This window comes from Arthrobacter sp. JSM 101049 (assembly GCF_041679245.1).
Lineage (GTDB): Bacteria > Actinomycetota > Actinomycetes > Actinomycetales > Micrococcaceae > Arthrobacter_H.
On sequence record NZ_JBGFFC010000002.1, the window covers coordinates 300233 to 321833 of the forward strand.

A 21601-nucleotide genomic window follows, 5' to 3' on the forward strand; every position below is an offset into this window, starting at 1 on the left:
GGTCTCCGGGGGCCTGGGCGTCGCGCGGGCTCACGAGGGCACCCCCACCTCGGAGTCGACGGCGGCGATGGTGGGCTTGACGGTGCCGTCGCGCATCACCTTGGCGCAGCAGTTGGGCCGGCAGACGTCGAACCAGGGGCCGAGTTCCACCTCGGAGGCCCGGCCTTGAAGCAGGGCGGCCCCGTCGGGTCTGGCGAGCCGTTCGGAGACCAGGTCCACGATGCCGCGCACGAACTTCGCGTGCGTGCCGGGCGTGGGGACCCGATTGAACGCCAGGCCGAGCTCGGCGCAGGTGTCCTTGGCCTCGGTGTCCAGGTCCCAGAGGACCTCCATGTGGTCGGAGACGAAGCCGATGGGCACGACGACGACGCCTCCGGTGCCCTGGGCGTGGTACTCGGCCAGGGCGTCGTTGATGTCCGGCTCCAGCCACGGCACGTGCGGGGCCCCGGAGCGGGACTGGAAGACCAGCGAGTGCTCAAGCCCGGCGGCCTCGGGGACCTGGGCCAGGATGGCCCGGCCGACGGCCAGGTGCTGGGCCGAGTACACGTCGGTGTCCAGGGAGGCGGCCAGATCGCGCGGGCCGGCGGCCTCGGCATCGGAGGTGGGGATGGAGTGGGTGACGAAGACGATCCGCACCGGTGCGTCGGGGGTGCCTGCGGCGGCGAGCTGGGCGCGCACGTCGGCCAGGCCGGCGGTGACGCCCTCGGCGAAGGGGTCCACGAAGCCTGGGTGGTCGAAGTACTGGCGGACCTTGTCGACCTCCAGCTTGCCCTCCAGGCCGGTCTCGCGCAGGGCGACGCCGAGGTCCTCGCGGTACTGCCGGCAGCTGGAGTAGGAGGAGTAGGCGCTGGTGGAGAACATGAGCACCCGGCGGTGTCCGGCGTCGTACATCCCTTGCAGGGTCTCCGGAATGTAGGGGTCCCAGTTGCGGTTGCCCCAGTAGACGGGGACGTCGATGCCGCGGTCGGCGAGCTCGGCCTCCAGGGAGGCCTTCAGCGCGCGGTTCTGCGCGTTGATGGGGCTGATGCCGCCGTTGGCGCGGTAGTGGGTGGCGACTTCCTCAAGGCGCTCGTCCGGGATGCCGCGCCCGCGCGTGACGTTGCGCAGGAACGGGATGACGTCCTCCTGGCCCTCGGGCCCGCCGAAGGAGGCCAGCAGGATCGCGTCGTACGGCTTGGGGGCCATGCGCCCGGCGGCGTCGTACCCCTCGCGCGGGTCGAAGACGTGGTCGGCGCCGCTCACCGGAGCACCTCGGCGACCTGCGTGGAGTCGATGCGCTTGCCGGTGTAGAACGGGATCTCCTCGCGCACGTGGTTGCGGGCGTCGGTGTAGCGCAGGTGGCGCATGAGGTCGACCAGGTCGATCAGCTCGGGGGCCTCCAGACCCAGGATCCATTCCCAGTCGCCCAGGGCGAAGGAGGCGACCGTGTTGGAAAGCACCTGGGGGAAGTCCCGGCCCAGCAGCCCGTGGTCGCGCAGCATCTTGCCGCGCTCTGCGGCGTCGAGCAGGTACCACTCGTAGGAGCGCACGAACGGGTACACGCACAGCCACTGCTCCGGCTCCTTGCCCAGGGCGAAGGACGGCGAGTGGTTCTTGGTGAATTCGGCGTCGCGGTGCACGCCCATGGCGGAGAAGACGATGGAGGTCTCGGCGAAGAGGTAGGTGCGGCGGATCTTGCGCACGGCCTCCTGCAGGTCATCGGGCTTCGCACCGTGCAGCCAGACCATGATGTCGGCGTCGTGGCGCATGGCCGAGACGTCGTAGGTACCGCGCAGCACGACGCCGGTGGCGGCCAGCTCCCCGACCAGGGCATCGAAGGCCTCGACGCCTTCGCTGCGGTCCAGGTCGGAGTCGCGCTTGAACACGGTCCACAGGGTATAGAAGAGCTCTTCCTCCGCGGCGTCAGGCGTGCTGGTCTCGGGGGTGGAAGGTGCTTGGCTCACGGGGTGGCCTCTACTTTCTGCTGCTCGGTATTTCGTGGGGTTCGGTGCGGCCGGCGGGCCGCTTAGCTGGCGGTGATGGACAGGCGGGAGCGGGCGTCGGCGATGACGGAGGCCAGGCCGGTGCCGGACAGCCAGGCACCGACGGCCTCGAGTCCGGGGTGGCCGGCCACGGCGGAGCGGAACGCCGCCACGCGGTCCCGGTGCCCGGTGGTGGCGAAGGGCAGCGTGGCGTCGTAGCGCACGATGTCCCAGCCGACGACGTCCGCGGCGCCCAGCGGGGTGCCCAGCAGCGTGCCGGCGTCGGCAATCGCCATGTCCCGCAGGGCCGCATCGTCGGTCGGCACCGCACCGGGTGCGTCGGAAAGCCGGCCGTAGGACAGGCGCAGCACGTGGGTTCCGGGACCGGCCGCGTCGCCGAGCCACTCCCATTTGGCCGAGGAGTGGGTGAGGGCCTTGGCCGTGACGCCCGGTGTCCCGGGGGCCACGAGCAGGCCGGTGCCGCGGGGGGCGTCGTCGAGTTCGGGTTGGTCGACGACCAGGGTGGCCAGGGCGATGCCGGACCCGTCGGCCGGGCGCAGGGCGGCCGCTTCGGGCACCAGCGGTGCCAGCAGGTCCACGGCCGCAGCCCCGGGGGTGGCGACGACCACGCGGCTGGCCGCCTCCGGGCTGGCGTGCCCGTCGACGACGACCTCCCATCCCCCGTCCCCGGCGGCCGGCCGGAGGTCGGAGACGTGGGAACCGGTGTGCAGCCCGACGTCCGCTGCGGCCAGTTCGGCCACGAGCGCGGAGGTGAGCCGGTGCATGCCGCCGGCAAGGCCGGCCACCGCCGAGCCCGCCGGGGCCGAGGCCCGCAGGGCGGCGACGCCGCGGGCCAGCGAATGGTGCCTGGACATGGCCGCGCGCAGCCCGGGGGCGACCGTGTCGACGTCCAGCGTGGCGGGGTCGGCGGAGTGGACGCCGGCGGCGATCGGCGTCACCAGCTGCTCGAGGACGGCCTGGCCCATGCGTGCCTGGACGAGTTCGCCGAGGCTGATCGGCTCGGTGGCCTGGCGGCGGGTGACCGGCATGGCCAGGTCGGTGGCCGCTCGCACGCACCCCGCGCCGCCGATGACCGCTTTCACGTCGTCGGCCCAGGGGTCGGCGGGAATGCCCAGGATGGCCGTCGCCGGCATCGGCAGGGCCCGGGGGGCGCCGCGCCGGGACCCCTCGGCCGGGGCGTGGTAGAGCCAGGATCCGGCGGGGTTCGGGGCGACGATGTCCGCGTCCAGGCCGAGTTCGCCGGCCAGGTCGGCCACCGCGGTGGAGCGGACGGCGAACGATTCGGCCCCGGCGTCCAGGGTGAGTCCGGCGACCTCGTGGGCGTGGACGCACCCGCCGAAGCGGCCGGAGGCCTCGAAGACGTCGACGCGGTGTCCGGTCAGGGACAGCTCACGGGCCGCCACCAGGCCGGCGATCCCGCCGCCGACGACGATCGCGCGGGGCACGGAACCCTCCTGGCCCGGGTCGGCTGCCTGCTCGGCGTGCGTCATCCCTGCGTCCTTTCGCTGGTGGAGACCGAGGTGTTTCCCGTCCATTATCGCCGCTTGGCCTGAGTGCCCGATGTGCAGGCGGTCAGCGGCCCGCCGGTGGAATGGAATGGATGAGCTCGACGAGCCGGGTGAGCACCGCCGGGTCGGCGTCCGGGGGCACGCCGTGGCCGAGGTTGACCACGTGGCCCGGCGCCTCGTCGCCGGAGGCCAGTACGGCGCGGACGTGCTCCTCCAGCACCTCCCAGGGGGCGGCCAGCAGCGCGGGGTCGATGTTGCCCTGCAGCACGGAGCTGCCGCCGAGCCGGCGGTTGGCCTCCGCCAGCGGCAGGCGGTAGTCCACGCCGACGACGTCGGCCCCGGCATCGCGCATCGCCGGCAGCAGTTCGCCGGTGCCGGTGCCGAAGTGCACCAGCGGCACACCCAGGTCCTTCACGCTGGCCAGGGCCCGGGCCGAGGCCGGCTCCACGAACGTCTCGTAGTCGGCCAGCGAGAGGCTTCCGGCCCAGGAGTCGAACAGCTGTCCGGCGCTGGCGCCGGCCTCGAGCTGGGCCCGCAGGAAGGCGCCGGAAGCCTCGGAGGCCCAGTCGGCCAGCGCCCGCCAGGTAGCGGGGTCGGTGTGCATCATGCGCCGTGGTCCCAGGTGGTCGCGGGAGGGCTTGCCCTCGACCATGTAGGCGGCGACGGTGAACGGGGCGCCGGCGAAGCCGATCAGCGGCGTGCTGCCCAGTTCGGCGACGGTCAGGGCGACGGCCTCCCGGATGGGGTCCAGCGAGGCGTCGGTCAGCCGGGGCAGCCGGGCGACGTCTGCGGCGGTGCGCACGGCTTCGCCCAGGACCGGGCCGACCCCGGGGACGATGTCCACGTCCACGCCGGCCAGCTTGAGCGGGATGACGATGTCGGAGAAAAAGATCGCCGCATCGACCCCGTGCCGGCGCACCGGCTGCAGGGTGATCTCCGAGGCCATGTCCGGGCGCAGGCAGGACTCGAGCATGTTGGTGCCCTCGCGCAGCTTCCGGTACTCGGGCAGCGAACGCCCGGCCTGGCGCATGAACCACACGGGCCGGCGGGTCGGGATGCCGCCCCGGTAGGCGGTGATCAGGTCGGATGCGGAGGTACGGCCATCCATCAGCGGGTGGCTAGCGCTCAAGGTCATGGTCCGATTCTGCCAAGTCCGCGTGTCCAACCGTTAATCCTTGGTGCGTGCGCCGGGGAATCGTGGCCAACGACACGTTCTACAATCGGTAAAAATTCCGTTTTCGCCCGCCATTCCGGGCCTTTCGGGCCTCTGGCTTAGGGCAGCCTTTCTGCCGGGTTGCGCCCGGAGAAGTTATGCTAGGGGGCATTGTGGTCTTCCTAGCACTCGTCGCCTCCCATTCTGACATCGACCTCGAGACGGTGGCCCGGCTCAGCGCCGGCGCCGACGCGGTCGCTTCCGCCGTGCTCGACGGAACGACGCCGGTCTCCGGCGCTGTCGTCCTGTCCACCTGCAACCGTTACGAGGTCTACTGCGAGGCCCCGAACGAGGCCGAGATCCCCGCGGCCCGCCAGGCAGTGATCGAACAGATCTCCACCGCGAGCGGCCTGCCCGAACAGCAGGTCTCCCAGGCGCTGGAAACCAAATCAGACCACGACGCCGTCTCCCACCTGTTCGCCGTCGGCGCCGGACTCGACTCGGCCGTCATCGGCGAACGCGAGATTGCCGGGCAGGTCCGCCGCGCCCTCATCGAGGCACAGGCCAGCGGCACGGCAACCGGGCCCCTGGTCCGCCTGTTCCAGACCGCATCGCGCACCGCCAAGGACGTGGGAACCCAGACGGCGCTGGGTGGCCGCGGCCTGTCGATCGTCTCGGTGGCCCTGGACCTGTCCGAGGACCTCTCCGGCACCCATGACTGGGCCGGGCGCAACGTCGTGGTCTTCGGCACCGGCGCCTATGCCGGGGCGACCATGGCCCGGCTGAAGGAACGGGGCGCCACGAACATCTTCGTGTACTCGGCCTCCGGACGGGCCGACGCGTTCGTTGCCTCGCGCGGCGGGACCGCCGTGGACGATGCCTCCCTGGCCACCGTGCTGCGCGAGGCCGACGTGCTCATTGGCTGCAGCGGCGGAGGCGTGCGGATCGATGCCGCCGAACTGCAGGCCCTCGGCCGCACCGGGCGCCCCCTGGTGGCCATCGACCTGGCCCTGACCCATGACTTCGCCCCGGAAATCGCCGACCTGGACGGCGTCGAGCTGATCACGCTCGAGTCCGTGCGCATGGCCGCACCCGCCGAGCAGTCACAGGCACTGGTGCAGGCACGCGACATCGTGACCGACGCCGCCGACAAGTTCGCCGGCGAACAACGCCAGCGCAGCGCCGATGCCGCGATCGTGGCCCTGCGCAAGCACACCCAGCGCGTGCTGGAGACCGAGGTGGAGAAGGTCCGCGCCCAGCACGGGTGCACCGCCGCCGCCGAAGAGGTCGAGTTCGCCATGCGCCGGATGATGCGCCAGCTGCTGCACGTTCCCACGGTCCGGGCCCGCGAAATGGCTGCGGACGGACGGCAGGGGGACGTCGAGGACGCCCTCGCCACGTTGTTCGGTATCGAACTGGGCCCCCAGCCCGCCGCCGCCCCGGCCAGCGCGGCACAGCCGGCCGACTCCGCCGTCGCCGCCGCGCCCACGATCCTGGATGCCACCGGCACCGCCGGCCCGGGATGCCCGGCACGCCTCGAGGCCTGACCCCCGCACCCCGGGTACGTCCGCTGCCGGGAGGGTTCAGTACATCGGCTTGCCCGGCTCCACCTGCTCGACCCACGCCGCGATCCCGCCGTCCAGGTGCCTGACGTCCCGGTATCCGTGGTCCAGCAGGTAGCCCAGCACCTCCCCCGACCGGCCGCCCGACTTGCAATGCAGGACCAGCTCCCGGTCCCGGGGTAGTTCAATGTCGCCGCCGAGCACCTGCCCGCGCGGTGCAAGTTCCGCCCCCTCGATCCGCACGATCTCCGCCTCGCCGGCCTCGCGGACGTCGATGAGCAGGAAGTCGCGGCCACCGGCCTCCCGCTCGGCCAGCATCCGGCGCAGCGCCGGCGCGTCGATCGCGGGCAGCTGCCGCTCCGCTGCCGGGGAGACGCCGCAGAAGGCCGGATAGTCGGCGAGCAGGGCGTCCGGCTGCACGGTCTGCGGATCCGGGCGCAATCGGATCTCACGCCAGGTCATGGCCAGCGCGTCCAGGATGAGGACCCGGCCCAGCAGCGGTACGCCGACGCCGGTGATCAGCTTGATCGCCTCCCCGGCCATGACGGATCCGATCTGGGCGCACAGCACCCCGAACACGCCGCCTTCCGCGCAGGAGGGCACCGTCCCGGCCGGCGGGGCCTCGGGGTAGAGGTCCCGGTAGGTCGGCCCGTGGCCGTTCCAGAAGACGCTGACCTGGCCGTCGAAGCGCAGGATCGAGCCCCAGATGTACGGTTTGCCCAGGATGGCCGCGGCGTCGTTGACCAGGTACCGGGTGGCGAAGTTGTCGGTCCCGTCGAGGATGAGGTCGTAGTCGGCGAAAATCCCCAGCGCGTTGCCGCTGTCCAGGTGCACCGGGTGCAGGACGACGTCCGTGAACGGGTTGACCTCGGCCATGCTCTCGCGTGCGGACTCGCCCTTGGCCTGGCCCAGGTTGGACATACCGTGGATGACCTGGCGTTGCAGGTTGGACACCTCCACTGTGTCGTCCTCGACGATGCCGATGGTCCCGACCCCGGCGGCGGCCAGGTACAGCAGTGCCGGCGAGCCCAGCCCGCCGGCGCCGATCACCAGGACACGGGCGTTCTTCAGCCGCCGCTGCCCGGCCATCCCCACCTCGGGGATGATGATGTGCCGCGAATAGCGCTTCAGTTCGTCCGGGTCGAGCTCCGGTCCCGGTTCGACGAGGGGGCCGGGGCGTCCAGCTGTCGCATCCTGCATCCCCCCAGCTTAGCCCCGCGGCGATTACCCGTGGGTAGAATGGGCAGCGTCCGGCACGACGATGGTGTCCCGGCGGAGAGGCAGGCAGTGGAGCGCAGTTCAGATCATTCGCAGCGGACCCAGCGGATGCCCCGTGACCAACGACGGCGGCAGCTCCTGCAGGCCGCCCACCAGGTGTTCGTCGCCCATGGCTACCACGGTGCCGCCATGGACGAGATCGCCGATGTGGCCATGGTCAGCAAGCCGGTGTTGTACCAGCATTTCCCCGGCAAGCGGGAGCTGTACCTGGCCTTGCTGGACGAGCATCTCGATGAGCTGACCACCCGGCTGCTGGAGGCCATCGCCTCCACCACCGACAACAAGCTGCGGGTCCAGGCGACCATCCGCGAGTTCTTCGGCTTCATCGCCAGCGACAGCCAGGCACACCGGCTCGTCTTCGAATCGGATCTGATGAACGACGCCGCGGTCAGCTCCCGCCTGGAGGCATTCAATGCCCGCTTCGCCAATGCCATCGCCAGCGTGATCTCCGAGGACACGGGACTCAGCCAGGCACAGGCAGTGCTGCTGGGCCGCGCCATGTCCGGGATGGCCCAGGTCTCGGCCCGCTATTGGCTCGAGCTCGAAGGCGAGGTCGACCTCGAGGAGGCCAGCGAGCTGGTCTCCCGTTTAGCTTGGCGCGGAATCGGCCGGTTCCCGAAGGAAACCTGACGTAGATTGAACTCTGACGCAGACCGGCGCCGCAGACCGGCGCCCACCGACTGATTAAAGGAGCCCCCATGGACGTGCGCATCGGAATCCAGAATGTTGCCCGCGAGGTTGTCATCGAATCCGCCGACACCGCGGAACAGGTCAGCAAGACCGTCCGTGAGGCGATCAGCGGCTCCACCGACCTCGTCCTGACCGATGCCAAGGGCCGCCAGGTCATCGTCCCGGCCGGTGTCATCGGATACGTCGAAGTCGGCGCCGAGGAACCGCGCCGCGTGGGCTTCGCCGCCCAGGCCTAGGCACCGCGGCACGGCCGGGACCGACGGGGCACCGTCGGTCCCGGCCGTTTCCGTGTCCGGGTCCTTCCACGGCCCCGGGGCAGGGGCCTCTGCCGGCTGGCCGGGCGGGGGCTCAGTCGCCGGGCATGTGCCCGACCTCGGTGCACAGGCACACCCGGTTGCCGTCCGGATCGGTGTAGATCCGGAACGAGGGGTGCCGGGCGCCGTCCCCCTCGCCTCCGACGGCACGCAGGCTTTGACGCTCGTCGTCCAGGGTGCTCAAGGGCACATGCCGGTCCAGGTGGAACCGGTTGTCCGAGGGCGTGTCGGTGACCTGGAACCAGATCGTCGGGTTCCTTCCCTCGGGGTCGACCACGTCGCCGTTGTCGGCCAGCCGGTAGCCCAGGGCCCGTGTCCAGAACTCGGCGATCCGTGACGGGTCGTCGGTGTCGATCCCGAGATCAACGGTGGTGTGCCGGTGGGGTTGGGCCCGTCCCCCGGACCGTGCGGCAGCTGCCGAGACGGCCTCGGCATAGGCCGTGTCCTTCGCGGTGACCTCCCCGCCGGCGTCGTGCGAGGACACCGAGAGGAAGACGGTGTTGTACCGCCATTCCAGGTCCGGGTGGTGGTTCTGCTCCTCGGCGAGCGCCCCGGCGTCGCCGATGAAGCCGATGGCGGCGGCGGAGGTATCGAAGGCATAGGCCGTCACGAGCGAGCCCATGCGGTACCGCCAGTCCGGCAGGGCCGCCAGGGCGTCGTTGATGGCGGTCCCGTTCAGGGCGCTTCCCGCGGCGGGTTCGGCCGGGGTGGTTGGATCGGTCATGGTGTTCCCCTTTCACTCCCCTGCCCATGCTTCTGCGGTGGCGTCAGGCAGTCAACCCCAGGGCCGCCATGCGCCGCGAGTGGTTTTCGACCAACCGGGCGAACAACCGGGCCAGCCGGTCCCCGCCGTCCTCGCCTGGCGCCGGGAACAGCTGGTCCCACATGACTGTGCGTTCGTTGATCCTGCGGGCCTGGGTAAGCGCCTCGCCCAGCAGCCGCCGGCCCCACAGGGCCAGCCGCGATGCCAGCCGCGGGTCCTCGTCGAGGGCCGCCCGCAGGCGTTCGTGGAGCCACTGGTTCTGCTCGTCCAGGGCCTGCACGTCCTGCACCAGGCGGCGTGCCTCGGGGGCAAGGGCCCGGGCGACGGCGACGTAGAAGTCCCCCGAGACGGAGTCGATGACATGCGCCTTCATCAGGGATTCGAACCAGTCCCCCGGACGGGTCCGCTCGTGCAGGGCGTCGATGGAGGACATGAACGGCTCCATGGCCGATTCGGGGTCGACCCCACGGCTGGTGATGGCCTCGACGACCCGCTCGTAGTGGCCGAATTCGTGGACCGCCAGGCGGGCCAGGGCGTCGCGGTCGGCCAGGGTCGGCGAGAACCGGGCATCCGAGGAGAGGCGTTCGAACGCCGTCAGTTCCCGATAGGCCATCAGCCCGTAGAGGGCCAGTTCGGCACGGCCCCGGGTCGCATCGTCGAGGTTCGGCGGCGGCAACTCGGTCATGCACCCCAGCGTACCCCCGCCGGGCCGTCCGGCTCGGGGCCGCTGTGCAATCGCCGGGATGTCGCTAGGCTGGCCCTTGTGGTGCGCAAACTCATCGATTTGAAGACCAGCGCCCGCCAGACGCGGCTGGCCGGGGCACTGGAGGACGTCGTGACGGCCCTGGAACTGCCGGCCGCCTACCCCGCGGCAGCGCTGGCCGAGGCAACTGCCGCCGTCGAGGCACTCGAGCTGCCGGCCGTGGACCTGACGGACATCGAGTTCGCCACCATCGACCCGCCGACCTCGACCGATCTGGACCAGGCCGTGCACATCGCCCGCGCCGGCGAGGGCTACACCGTCCGGTATGCCATTGCCGACGTCCCGGCCTTCATCGACGTGGGTGGCGCGCTCGACGCCGAGACCCGGCGGCGCGGCCAGACCCTCTACCTGCCCGGACATCGCATCCCGCTGCATCCGGAAATCATCAGCGAGGACGCGGGGTCGCTGCTGCCCGGGCGCCGGCGCGGCGCCTACGTGTGGACCTTCCAGCTGGACTCCGGGGCACAGGTACTCCGGAGCGAGCTGGTGCGGGCCACCGTGGCCAGCCGCCAGAAGCTCGATTATGCCGGTGTGCAGGCGGCCATCGACGCGGGTACCGCCCCGGATTCCCTGGCGCTGCTGCGGGAAGTGGGCCTCAAGCGCATCGAGGCCGAACGTGAACGCGGCGGGGCCAGCCTGCGGATTCCCGAGCAGGAGGTCGAAGTGGACGACGCCGGTTTCTACCGGCTCGAAGCGCGCGCCCCACTGCCGCTGGAGGACTGGAACGCCCAGATCTCGCTGATGACCGGCATGGAGGCGGCCCGGATCATGCTCGAGGGCCGGATCGGGATCCTGCGCACCATGCCCGCGCCCGATGAACACGGGGCCGCGGCCTTCCGCCGCGAGGCCAGGTCGCTGGGGGTGCCCTGGCAACAGGGGGTCCCCTATGGCGAGTTCCTGCGGTCCCTCGACGTCCGGCAGCCGCGCCAATTGGCCATCATGCACGCCGCGACCTCGTTGTTCCGCGGTGCGGGCTACACTGCCTTCGACGGCGAGGTCCCCGACGAACGCATCCAGGCCGCCATCGCCGCCCCCTATGCCCACGCCACCGCACCGCTGCGCCGGCTCGTCGACCGGTTCGTCCTCGTGGTCTGCGAGCACCTGGTGCGGGGAGCTGAGGTCCCGCCCGGGATCCGTGCGGCGCTGCCCTTGTTGCCGGAGGCGATGCAGGCCTCCAACCAGATCGCGGGCAACGTGGAGCGCGCGGCCATCGACACCGTCGAGGCGGCGCTGCTGGCGGACCGGATCGGCGAACGGTTCGAGGCGGTCACGCTCAACGGCGCCACGCCGGAACAGATCGCCGCTGCCCGGGACAACGGCAACGTCCCGGGCGGGCGCCTGCAGCTGCTCGATCCGGCCGTGACGGCCCGGTACGAGGGGACCGCCGAGGCCGGAGAGCGCGTTGTCGCCGAACTGGTCGAAGCCGACATCACCCGGCGCACGGTCCTGTTCCGCCTCGGCTGAGCGCCGGCCCGGTCCCGGCGCGTGGCCGGGCCTATTCAGGCCAGCGGGAAGTCGGCGCGCCCGGCCGTCGTCGAGGAAGCCACGGCCATCGGCCGCTTGGGGATCCGTCCACCCCTGCGGGCCAGCCGTCCGGCGCGGACGGCATGGCGGAACGCACCGGCCATCAGCACCGGATCCACGGCCCTGGTCACGGCGGTGGCCAGCAGCACGGCGTCGCAGCCGAGTTCCATGGCCAGGGCGGCATCGGAGGCGGTCCCGATGCCGGCGTCCAGCACCACCGGCACTTGCAGGCGTGCTGCGATGTATTCGATGTTGTGCGGGTTCAGGATGCCCTGCCCGGTGCCGATCGGCGCCCCCAGCGGCATGACGGCTGTGGCTCCGAGGTCCTCGAGGCGGTGGGCTGCCACCGGATCGTCGTTCGTGTAGGCGAAGACCTTGAACCCCTCGGCTACGAGCGTCTCGGTGGCCGCCAGCAATTCGGGGATATCGGGCAGCAGCGACTCGTCGTCGGCGATCACCTCGAGCTTGATCCAGTCCGTCTCCACGGCCTCGCGTGCCATCCGGGCCGTCATCACCGCTTCGTGGGCCGTGTGGCAGCCGGCGGTGTTCGGCAGCAGCCGGATCCCCAGGCGCCGGAGCAGGTCGAAGAGGGATTCACCGCCCGAGGCCACCGCGTGCCGGCGCATGGCCACGGTGGTCAGTTCAGTGCCGGACGCCCGCAGGGCCCCCTCGAGCACGTCCTGGCCCGGGGCCCCGCCCGTGCCAGTGATCAGCCGCGAGTCGAAACGGACGCCGTCGATAACCAGATTGTCGGTGGCGGACGGCTCAGCCACCCTGGACCGCCGCCAGCAGCTCGATCCGGTCCCCCGGCCGGAGCCGGGTCCCCGCCCAGGCCGACCGGGGCACGACCTCGTCATTGACGGCGACGGCCAGGCCGCAGGGTGCCCCGGCGGTGGTGCGGCCGTCGGGGCCCAGTTCCAGGCCGGTTTCGCGTTCGATGAGCTGCAGGACGCTGAGGTCGGTGGATGGTTCGGGTGATCCGTTGAGGACCAGGGCGGGACAGGCGGTCATGAGAACCTCCAGGGGTCGAAAGGGGCCAGGGCATCGGGGGCGAGGGTGGCCAACGGTGGCGGGTGCCGTGCGGGGGCGTCGTGCGGTCGGTCGCCCCGGTGCCCGATCAGCGACCGGACGGCGCTGGCCGCTGCCACGCTGAGCAGCACGCCATGGCGGTGGAAACCCGTCGCGGCGATCAGCCCCGGGCCGATGCGCCCCAGCAGGGGAAGGTTGTCCGGGGTCCCGGGTCGGGTCCGTGCCGTCGTCTCGGCCAGTTCAAAGTGCCCCAGGCCGGGCATGATCCGCAGGGCATCGCGCAGCAGCCGGTGCGTGCCCTCGACGCTGACCCCGGTGTGGCCGTCCTCGCGTTCGGTCGCCCCGAGCACGACCTCGCCGTCGCTGCGCGGCAGCACATAGACGGCGCGGCCCGATACCAGGGCGCGCACCGTCACCCCGGCGGGGCGCGGGAACGCGGGCGTCGGCCGCAACCGCAGCACATCGCCGTGGACCGGACGCACGGCGAGCCGCAGTCCCGCCGGAAGGCCGGGCAGGGCGACTGCGCCACCTGGCAGGCCGGTTCCCGTAGCCAGGATGACCTCGTCGGCGGGTACGGTTTCCCTCCGCCCCGATCCGGGACGCCCGCAATCGACGGCCGAGCCGTGATCGGACGGGACGACGGCGGTGGCCTCCTGCCTGACCCATCGGACCCGGGACTCGGCGGCCAGTGCCGCCAGCAGGGCGGCAGCGGTCCGCCGTGGGTCGGCCTGCCCGTCGCCCGGGGCGGAAAAGGCCCCGGCCAGCCGCGGCGCCAGCAGCGGCTCCAGGCGCCGCGCGGCCGTCGTGCCGACTTCGCCGATGTCCAGCGCCGCGGCACGCTGGGCCGCAGCCAGCTCCGCGAGCGCCTCCCGGTCCGCGCCGTCGGCGGCGACGACGAGCGTTCCTCCGGCACGGAATCCGGTCGGGCGGCCCGTCGCCTGTTCCAGGGCACGCGCCCAGCGCGGCCACGCGTCTGCGGCCGGCACCGAGAGCCGCAGCAGGTCCTGCTCCTGGAAGTGGTATTCGGTGATGGCGGCCAGCATCCCGGCGGCGGCGTGCGTGGCCCCGGTCCCCGGAGCCGGGTCTATAAGGCTCACCTGGTGTCCGGCGCGCGCCAGTTCCCATCCAATGGACAGCCCGATGATCCCGGCTCCCACGACTGCACAGTGCATTGGCCTGCTGCCTTCCCTCCGCCGGCATGATCCGGATCAGGTCAATCGGTCGGTGCCCCGCCGCATCGGCTGCGGCAGCACCCTCTCAGCCCGTTCGCGGGCTCCCGTGGTCTCGGGTCCAGCGTAACGCACGCCACGCGGCGACCGGTGGCACGCGGCGAACGGGCGTGTGCACGCTAGACTGGAAGGGTAGACAAGGATGCCCGGTCGTACCAGACGCATGTACTTGGCAGGAATTCCCAGCGAACCTGCACCTTTTGCGCGATCATTCGCGCTCGTAAGCCACGATCGGCTCCGCTGGACGCGCCGCTGCCGCAGTGGACTCCGCCCCCGGATTCCGGAGGACGTTGAGCACATCGCACCCCGGCGCCTAAACGAATGAGATTTCATTGAACACAGAGCAACAACTCACCGATGACACCGGCACCGAACAGCTCGAGGTCGACGGGACCCTTGCCACCGAGGACGCCCCGCACGAAATCCCCGAACAGACCTTTGCCGACTTCGGCGTCCGGGCCGACATCGTCGAATCCCTGGCCGATGCCGGCATCGTCCACCCCTTCCCGATCCAGGCCATGACCTTGCCGGTGGCCCTCGGCGGTCACGACATCATCGGCCAGGCCAAGACCGGCACGGGCAAGACGTTCGGATTCGGCATCCCGGCCCTGCAACGCGTCATTGGCCCCGGGGACGCCGACTACGACAAGCTCCCGACACCCGGCGCCCCGCAGGCGCTCATCGTCGCGCCCACCCGCGAGCTGGCCAACCAGGTGTCCGAGGACATCAGGAAGGCCGCCACCAAGCGCAATGCGCGCATCGCCACGATTTATGGCGGGCGGGCCTACGAGCCGCAGATCGAGCAGCTGGCTGCCGGCGTGGAGATCGTCGTGGGCACTCCCGGTCGGTTGATCGACCTGCACAAGCAGAAGCACCTGAACCTGAAGAACATCCGCATCGTTGTCCTCGACGAGGCCGACGAGATGCTCGACCTGGGCTTCCTGCCCGATGTCGAGACGCTCCTGGCGGCCATTCCGGCGGTGCACCAGACCATGCTGTTCTCCGCCACCATGCCCGGGGCGGTCGTCTCCATGGCGCGACGCTACATGTCCCACCCCACGCACATCCGCGCCGCGGATCCGGAGGACGAGGGGATCACCAAGAAGGACATCCGCCAGGTCGTCTACCGGGCGCACCAGCTGGACAAGGACGAGGTCGTCGCGCGCATCCTGCAGGCCGAGGGCCGTGGCCGGACGATCATCTTCACCAAGACCAAGCGCTCGGCCGCCAAGCTGACCGACGAACTCATCGACCGCGGTTTCGCCGCCGGCGCCATCCACGGCGACCTGGGCCAGGGCGCCCGTGAACAGGCCCTGCGTGCCTTCCGCAACAGCAAGGTCGACGTGCTGGTGGCCACCGACGTGGCCGCCCGCGGCATCGACGTCGACGACGTCACGCACGTGATCAACCTGCAGTGCCCCGAGGACGAGAAGACCTACCTCCACCGCGTCGGAAGGACCGGCCGCGCCGGGAACAAGGGCACCGCGATCACCTTCGTTGACTGGGCCGACGTCCCACGCTGGGGGCTGATCAACAAGGCCCTCGGTCTCGACCAGGCCGATCCCGTGGAGACGTATTCCTCCTCGCCGCACCTGTTCACGGACCTGGACATCCCGGCCGGCACGAAGGGCCGCCTGCCGCGCAACCAGCGCAGGCTCCAGGGCCTTTCGGGCGAAAAGCTCGAGGACCTGGGCGAGACGGGCAAACACCACGGCGACCGCGAGAGCGCACGCGGCGCCTCCCCGCGCGGTGCCCGCACCGGCCGCGGAGGCGGCAGGGGCCGTGGCACGGAATCCGGCGGCGACGGCGGCGGCCGTCGGGGCCATGGTCGTGGACGCTCCGACCGTCCCAACCGCGAGGCCACCGGGGAATCGAACCGGCAACCGGCCGATTCCGGCTCCCAGGGCACCGCCGACGAGGCGAACCGCCCGGCACGCCGTCGCCGGTCGCGGACCCGCCGCCATCACGGCGAGGTCGTCAACCGCAACGATTCCGAGTAGGACCGTGGGAACCACGTCGTCCGCACCCGACGCGGGTCCCGAACAGGTGTCCGGGGCGCCGGCCCGGCCAAGCGACCTGCCCTCATGGTCCCCGGACGGACCGGACCTGGTCATCGAGGCGGACAATGCCGACTTCCTGCCGACGCTTCCCGACGGAGCCTTCAGGCTCGTCTACCTCGATCCGCCCTTCAACACCGGGCGCAAGCAGGCCCGCCAACGCACGACGATGGTGCGCGCCGCCGACGGTTCCGGGGACCGGGTGGGCTTCAAGGGGGCTAGCTACTCCACGATCCGGGGCAGCCTGCACAGCTACGACGATGCCTTCGACGACTACTGGGCCTTCCTGGAGCCCCGGCTGCTGGAGGCCTGGCGGCTGCTGGCGGACGACGGGACCCTGTACCTTCACCTCGATTACCGCGAGGTGCACTACGCCAAGGTGATGCTCGATGCCATCTTCGGCCGGGACTGCTTCCTCAACGAGATCATCTGGGCCTACGACTACGGGGCCCGGGCGAAAAGCAAGTGGCCGGCGAAGCACGACAACATCCTCGTGTACGTCAAGAACCCCGCGGCCTACCATTTCGATTCCGCCGAGGTGGACCGCGAGCCGTACATGGCCCCGGGGCTGGTCACCGCCGAGAAGGCGGCGCGGGGCAAGTTGCCTACCGATGTCTGGTGGCACACCATCGTCTCCCCCACGGGCAAGGAGAAGACCGGCTATCCCACGCAGAAGCCCCTGGGGATCCTGCGCCGGATCATCGCCGCGAGCAGCCGGCCGGGCGACTGGGTCCTGGACTTCTTCGCCGGATCCGGGACGACGGGTGCCGCTGCCGCGGCGCTGGGCCGCCGTTTCGTGTGCGTGGACGCCAATCCGCAGGCCCTGGAGACGATGACGCGCCGGTTGCCTGCGGGAACGCTGGTCCACCGGTCCTGAACGGGCGCGTGGCGGCGCGGGCTTGGGTGTCCCGGAAACGCCGGAGGCCGCGTCCGGAATACCTCGTGGTATTCCGGACGCGGCCTCTTCTGCTGTGCCCCGCTAGACCAGGTGGCGGTTCTCGCGGCGGGCTTCCAACCACTCGCGCAGGAAGGCGCGGGTGATGACGAAGAGCGTTCCGGCCACGATGACCGGCCACATCAGCACGTACAGGGTGAGGAATATCGGTTCCATGTTCGTCTCCTTAGGGGGTTAGCGGGCCACGGTGGCGTCGGGCACGGCCGGTTGCGAGGGATCGAAGTCGCCAACCTTGTCCTGGATGGTCGAGAAGTCGAAGTCCATCTTGGACCGGGCGGACATCAGGAAGCACACGGCGGTGGAGACCGCGTACGCGACCAGCGACCCGCTCAGGACCGCGTAGTCATGCAGGTGCCCGAAGGCGAAGGGGGCTGCCACCACCGCGGCAACAATGCCCGCGATCCGGGCCACCCTGCCGCCGAAAAAGCCGAAGCTCATCAGCCCGATGACCACGCCCACACCGACGATCGAGATAACGTCCACCGCCAGGCCCCAGAGGCCGTCGACGGGGATCCAGGAGAAGCGGACCGGGATGAAGACCGCCAGGGCGGTGATCACGGCGGTGACGAAGGCCGCGTTGGTGACCTTCGACCAGTAGAAGCTGGCGATGACGGGGAAGACCAAGCAGCCCCACAGCGCGCCGACGAAGACCAGGAGGTCCAGGATGTTCATCTTGCCGCTGGCGAAGAAGAGACCGGCGCCCGTGGCGACGACCATGGTGATCCGACCGACCAGGAGCATCGTCTTCGGGTTCGCCTTGCCGCGCTTGGCGACGTTCTGGCCGTAGATGTCGGCCATCATGATCGACGAGAGTGCGCAGAGATCTGCATCGGCCGTCGAGGACAGCGCGCCGATCACCATGATCATGAACAGGCACAGCAGCACCGGGCCGAGGTAGGTTGCGGCCATTTGCGGGATCAGGTTGTTCACGTCGCCGCCGGTCGGGGTGATACCCAGGTAGAGCGCCATGACGCCGAGCATGCCGATGCCGATGATGGTGGCACCATAGCCGACGGTCGCGGTGACGAACGTCTTCTTGATCAGGTCCTCGCGCACGGCGAAGAGCCGCTGGGCGATGGTCTGGTTGCCGATGGCGTAGGCCAACACGGCGGCGATGTAGGGCGCGCCCTGGTTCATGAAGGCATCCGAGGAGAAGAAGCTCCCCTGCTGCGGGGTCACTTTGGCGGCCCCCTGGACGAAGATGTCGGTGCCGCCGGCGGCGAAGAACACCACCGGGATGATGATCACGACGGCGCCGAGCATGGCCAGCACCTGGGCGAAGTCGGTCATCACGGAGGCGCGGAAGCCCGACCACAGCGAATACAGCAGGGTGCCCGCGGCCACAGCGAGGATACCCTGCTGGAAGGTGAAGGGCGTCAGCATGCCGATCAGGGCGCCGCCGGCGATGAAGTTGCTGGTGACGCTGATGAGGCTGCCGACGATGTTGGAGCCGGCAAGCATCAGCTGGCTGGCGCGTCCGTGGCGGGCGTACATGACTTCAGCGAGGGTGTGGGCACGGGGCGCGACCTTGCGGATGCGCTTGCCAAAGGGGTAGATGAACAAGATCATCAGCGCGCCCCACAGGCCGTAGTGGATGGGGCCGGAAATGCCATAGGTATAGCCGGACGTTGCCGATGCGTACATCGACGAGGCCCAGATCCAGGTGGCCGTCATGCTGGCCGCCGAGATGCCGAAGCCGATCTTGTTTCCCGCCGTCATGTAGCCGTCGGCGTTTTCCTTCTTCTTGCCAATTCCGAGGGTCATGATGAATGTACCCCCATAAAAAAGCACCAGCAGGGCGATGGCCAGCCATCCGCTCAACTGCTGGAGCTCCACACCGTTCGGTGCCATGGTGCTCCTCTTCGTCGCGGGGCAGACCACCGGATGCCTCCCCTTGCCGCAGCGCGCCGGCCCGTTAGCTTCGGGCTCCATTTCCTGGCCGCCGCGAAGCGGGCTTGGTCCGGTGCGGACACATTCAGGGCGCGCATCCCATCCGGCACCCGTCTCGGACCGGTCGGGTCCGCCTGATGACGCGGTGCGCGCGGCTACCCGGCTCTCGGGTCCTGGCCACGCAATCGGCAGAAGCTGTCAGCCAGCCTGCTGTTGGGATCGGGGATTGGCGAGGCGCTCGGAACCACGCTCAACAAGACGTTGCCTCAAGCAACCCCCTACAAAAGTTGACGTTATCACTAAACGCCGCGATCCCGGGAATCGGTGACCCGCCGTGCAGCGCCTACAGGTTTCCGATCGCCACCGGTGCGCTGCCGGTTCCGGCCTCGAGGATCCGCTCCAGCATGGCCGGTTCCGTGGTGTTCTCACCCAGCCGATTCGGCTTTCCGACCCCGTGGTAATCGCTGGATCCGGTGACGATCAGCCCGTGCCTCCGGGCCAGCGAGCCGAGGAATTCCCGCCCGGACACGGAGTTGTCGCGGTGCGCGATTTCCACGCCCAGCAGTCCCGCGTCGATCATGTCGTCGAAGACCGCCGGGGCAACGACCCGGCCGCGCATCTCGGCCATGGGGTGGGCGAAGACCGGGACGCCGCCCGCGGCTCGGACCAGTTCCACGGCACGGATCGGGTCCACCGCATAGTGGCCCACGTAATAGCGCGAGTGCGAGGTCAGCACGGTGGCGAAGGCCTCGCTGCGGTCCGAGACCACGCCGGCGGCCACCAGCGCGTCGGCGATATGCGGCCGGCCCAGCGTCGCACCGGGCGCGGACTGCTCGCCCACCAGGTCCCAGGTGATCGGATAGTCCTCGGCGATGAGTTCGACCATGCGCCGGGCGCGGTGAATGCGTGCGTCGCGGGCCTTGTTGATCTCCTCCAGCAGGTCCTCGTTCGTCGGATCGTGCAGGTAGCTGAGCAGGTGCACACTCAGCCCACGGCCCGCCTTGCAGGAAATCTCCATGCCCGGGACCAGGCCGATCCCGATCCGCCGGGCGGCTGCTGCCGCCTCGCCCCAGCCCGAGGTCTGGTCGTGGTCCGTCAACGCGACGACGTCCAGGCCGGCTGCCGCGGCGGCCCCCACCAACTGCGCGGGGGTCTCGGTGCCGTCGGAAACATTTGAGTGGGCATGCAGGTCGATCAGCATTCCCCCAGCCTAGCGACACCTTGGTCTATCGCCCCGGCTTTGAGACGATGGGACGGTGATGACTGATGCGAACAACACCCCTGGTAGCGATCAACCCCTCGAGGAGCGTGTGAACAACCGTTCGCAGCGTCCCTCCTCGCAGGCCTTCAAGGAATTCATGGGCTCGAACTGGGCCCCCTCCACGCAGGCGACCTCCCCCGGTCCCGACGCCGTGGCACCCTATGCAGCGGCCCGCCGCCGTGCCCTGTCCGCCCGTTTCCCGGGAGAACGGCTGGTGATCCCGGCCGGGCCGCTGAAGGTGCGGTCGAACGACACCGACTATCGGTTCCGGCCGCACTCGGGCTTCGCCCACATGACCGGCCTCGGCGTCGACCACGAGCCCGACGCCGTCCTGGTGCTCGAGCCCACCGGCGAGGGGGCCGGGGACGATGGCGGCAACCACCACGCCACCCTCTACTTCCGTCCCATGGCGGGCCGGGATTCGGAGGAGTTCTACTCGGATGCCCGCTCCGGCGAATTCTGGATCGGGACCCGTCCCACGCTGGCCGATCTCCAGTCCCGGCTCGAGCTGCCCACCGCCCACATGGACACCGAGCTCGAGGACGCGATCACCCGCGATGCCGGCGCGACCGAACTCGGCGGCATGCGGATCCGGCTGCTGCGCGATGTCGACCTGACCTGCGACGCCCTGGTGGACACCTCCCGCATCAACACCGGGGTCGACTTGGAGGCCTCGGACCACCTCGACGCCGAATTGGCCGAGGCCCTCTCGGAACTGCGCCTGGTCAAGGACGAGTGGGAGATCGAGCAGATGCGCGCCGCCGTCGAGGCGACGGTGAACGGCTTCCACGACGTGGTCGAGGAACTGCCACGGGCGATCGAGCACAAGCGCGGAGAGCGCGTGGTCGAGGGGGCGTTCTTCGCCCGGGCCCGCGAGGAGGGCAACGACCTGGGCTACGACACGATTGCCGCGTCGGGCAACAACGCGACCGTGCTGCACTGGATCCGCAATAGCGGCCAGGTCAACACCGGGGACCTGTTGCTGGTCGATGCCGGGGTAGAGGCTGATTCCCTCTACACCGCCGACATCACCCGGACCCTGCCGGTCAACGGCAAGTACTCAGAGGTGCAGCGCCGGATCTACCAGGCGGTCCTCGACGCCGCCGACGCCGCATTCGAGGTGGCGCGGCCGGGCCGGAAGTTCCGTGAACTGCACGAGGCGGCGCTGAAAGTGCTGGCCCAGCGGCTCGACGAATGGGGCCTGCTGCCGGTGCCGTTGGACGAGGCGTTGTCCGAGGACGGGCAGCACCACCGCCGCTGGATGCCCCACGGCACCAGCCACCACCTGGGCCTGGACGTGCACGACTGCGCGCAGGCCAAGCGCGAGCTCTACCTCGACGCGGTCCTAGAGCCGGGCATGGTCTTCACCATCGAACCGGGCCTGTACTTCAAGGCGGAGGACCTGGCCGTGCCGGAGGAATACCGGGGCATCGGCGTCCGGCTGGAGGACGACGTGCTGGTCACCGCCGATGGATGCGAGAACCTCAGCGCGGCCCTGCCGCGCACCCCGGAGGACGTGGAGTCCTGGATGACGGGGATCTACTCGCCCACCGGCGAGTAGCACCGGCAGCCGACGGACGAGGCCGGCCGCTCCCCCGTGCGGGGAGCGGCCGGCCTCGTCCATCTGGCGGTGCGGTGGGACC

At 70.4% G+C, this 21601-nt stretch carries 20 protein-coding genes and 1 riboswitch; of the genes, 7 read left to right on the forward strand and 13 right to left on the reverse strand.

Translation table 11 applies throughout. The annotated features are described in order from the left end of the window. Positions 1-30 precede the first annotated feature (30 nt). From AB8M85_RS06475 to hemE, 4 genes are all read right to left on the reverse strand, one after another. Positions 31-1185 carry a ferrochelatase gene (locus tag AB8M85_RS06475; protein WP_372698538.1) on the reverse strand — a complete coding sequence of 385 codons (1155 nt, stop codon included), beginning with the start codon at positions 1183-1185 and terminating at the stop codon, positions 31-33. Between the two features lie 53 nt (positions 1186-1238). Continuing rightward, a complete protein-coding gene (gene hemQ, locus AB8M85_RS06480; RefSeq protein WP_372697960.1) occupies positions 1239-1943 on the reverse strand; it encodes a hydrogen peroxide-dependent heme synthase in 705 nt (234 codons plus the stop codon). Between the two features lie 62 nt (positions 1944-2005). Then, positions 2006-3472: an NAD(P)/FAD-dependent oxidoreductase gene (locus AB8M85_RS06485; RefSeq protein WP_372697961.1), complete on the reverse strand. Its 1467-nt coding sequence runs from the start codon at positions 3470-3472 to the stop codon at positions 2006-2008. Between the two features lie 82 nt (positions 3473-3554). Further along, the gene (gene hemE / locus AB8M85_RS06490; RefSeq protein WP_372697962.1) at positions 3555-4625 is read right to left on the reverse strand and encodes a uroporphyrinogen decarboxylase; all 1071 of its coding nucleotides are present in this window, start codon (positions 4623-4625) and stop codon (positions 3555-3557) included. A 191-nt stretch (positions 4626-4816) separates the two neighbouring features. Between hemE and AB8M85_RS06495 the strand changes: the two genes are divergently transcribed. Continuing rightward, positions 4817-6190 carry a glutamyl-tRNA reductase gene (locus tag AB8M85_RS06495; RefSeq protein WP_372697963.1) on the forward strand — a complete coding sequence of 458 codons (1374 nt, stop codon included), beginning with the start codon at positions 4817-4819 and terminating at the stop codon, positions 6188-6190. Positions 6191-6226: 36 nt separating this feature from the next. Here AB8M85_RS06495 and moeB read toward each other — a convergent pair whose 3' ends face one another. Continuing rightward, positions 6227-7405, reverse strand: a complete 1179-nt coding sequence (gene moeB / locus AB8M85_RS06500; protein ID WP_372697964.1) for a molybdopterin-synthase adenylyltransferase MoeB — start codon at positions 7403-7405, stop codon at positions 6227-6229. Between the two features lie 126 nt (positions 7406-7531). Between moeB and AB8M85_RS06505 the strand changes: the two genes are divergently transcribed. Together AB8M85_RS06505 and AB8M85_RS06510 are read left to right on the forward strand one after the other, a co-directional pair. Continuing rightward, a complete protein-coding gene (locus AB8M85_RS06505; RefSeq protein WP_372697965.1) occupies positions 7532-8113 on the forward strand; it encodes a TetR/AcrR family transcriptional regulator in 582 nt (193 codons plus the stop codon). A gap of 68 nt (positions 8114-8181) precedes the next feature. Next, on the forward strand, positions 8182-8409 hold the full coding sequence (locus AB8M85_RS06510) for a DUF3107 domain-containing protein (protein ID WP_372697966.1): 228 nt from the start codon (positions 8182-8184) through the stop codon (positions 8407-8409). A gap of 112 nt (positions 8410-8521) precedes the next feature. Here AB8M85_RS06510 and AB8M85_RS06515 read toward each other — a convergent pair whose 3' ends face one another. After that, positions 8522-9211, reverse strand: a complete 690-nt coding sequence (locus tag AB8M85_RS06515) for a 4a-hydroxytetrahydrobiopterin dehydratase (protein WP_372697967.1) — start codon at positions 9209-9211, stop codon at positions 8522-8524. A 43-nt stretch (positions 9212-9254) separates the two neighbouring features. Beyond that, complete coding sequence (locus AB8M85_RS06520; protein WP_372697968.1) at positions 9255-9935, reverse strand: ferritin-like fold-containing protein; 681 nt, start codon at positions 9933-9935, stop codon at positions 9255-9257. A 78-nt stretch (positions 9936-10013) separates the two neighbouring features. Here AB8M85_RS06520 and AB8M85_RS06525 point away from each other — a divergent pair, with 78 nt between their 5' ends. After that, complete coding sequence (locus AB8M85_RS06525; protein ID WP_372697969.1) at positions 10014-11477, forward strand: RNB domain-containing ribonuclease; 1464 nt, start codon at positions 10014-10016, stop codon at positions 11475-11477. Between the two features lie 35 nt (positions 11478-11512). Here AB8M85_RS06525 and AB8M85_RS06530 read toward each other — a convergent pair whose 3' ends face one another. The 3 genes from AB8M85_RS06530 to thiO form a co-directional block, all read right to left on the reverse strand. Beyond that, positions 11513-12310: a thiazole synthase gene (locus AB8M85_RS06530; protein WP_372697970.1), complete on the reverse strand. Its 798-nt coding sequence runs from the start codon at positions 12308-12310 to the stop codon at positions 11513-11515. Then, positions 12303-12548 carry a sulfur carrier protein ThiS gene (thiS, locus tag AB8M85_RS06535; protein ID WP_372697971.1) on the reverse strand — a complete coding sequence of 82 codons (246 nt, stop codon included), beginning with the start codon at positions 12546-12548 and terminating at the stop codon, positions 12303-12305. Before thiS ends, AB8M85_RS06530 begins: the two co-directional genes overlap by 8 nt. Further along, positions 12545-13738 carry a glycine oxidase ThiO gene (thiO, locus tag AB8M85_RS06540; RefSeq protein ID WP_372697972.1) on the reverse strand — a complete coding sequence of 398 codons (1194 nt, stop codon included), beginning with the start codon at positions 13736-13738 and terminating at the stop codon, positions 12545-12547. Before thiO ends, thiS begins: the two co-directional genes overlap by 4 nt. Then, a riboswitch (TPP riboswitch) is annotated at positions 13735-13856 on the reverse strand. It overlaps the preceding gene by 4 nt. 271 nt (positions 13857-14127) lie before the next feature. Between thiO and AB8M85_RS06545 the strand changes: the two genes are divergently transcribed. Both AB8M85_RS06545 and AB8M85_RS06550 read left to right on the forward strand, forming a co-directional pair. Further along, a complete protein-coding gene (locus tag AB8M85_RS06545; protein ID WP_372697973.1) occupies positions 14128-15795 on the forward strand; it encodes a DEAD/DEAH box helicase in 1668 nt (555 codons plus the stop codon). A 76-nt stretch (positions 15796-15871) separates the two neighbouring features. Then, positions 15872-16729, forward strand: a complete 858-nt coding sequence (locus AB8M85_RS06550; RefSeq protein ID WP_372698539.1) for a site-specific DNA-methyltransferase — start codon at positions 15872-15874, stop codon at positions 16727-16729. 102 nt (positions 16730-16831) lie between these two features. On the opposite strand, the gene AB8M85_RS06555 is transcribed toward AB8M85_RS06550, so the two are convergent. The 3 genes from AB8M85_RS06555 to AB8M85_RS06565 form a co-directional block, all read right to left on the reverse strand. Further along, positions 16832-16963, reverse strand: a complete 132-nt coding sequence (locus tag AB8M85_RS06555; protein ID WP_372697974.1) for a putative transporter small subunit — start codon at positions 16961-16963, stop codon at positions 16832-16834. Positions 16964-16981: 18 nt separating this feature from the next. After that, positions 16982-18658, reverse strand: coding sequence for a sodium:solute symporter family protein (locus AB8M85_RS06560; RefSeq protein WP_372697975.1), 1677 nt, complete (start codon positions 18656-18658; stop codon positions 16982-16984). Between the two features lie 382 nt (positions 18659-19040). Beyond that, positions 19041-19898, reverse strand: a complete 858-nt coding sequence (locus tag AB8M85_RS06565; protein WP_372697976.1) for a PHP domain-containing protein — start codon at positions 19896-19898, stop codon at positions 19041-19043. A 58-nt stretch (positions 19899-19956) separates the two neighbouring features. On the opposite strand from AB8M85_RS06565, the gene AB8M85_RS06570 reads away from it, so the two are divergent. After that, entirely contained in the window at positions 19957-21519 is a 1563-nt protein-coding gene (locus AB8M85_RS06570; protein ID WP_372697977.1) for an aminopeptidase P family protein, read from the forward strand. Positions 21520-21601 lie beyond the last annotated feature (82 nt).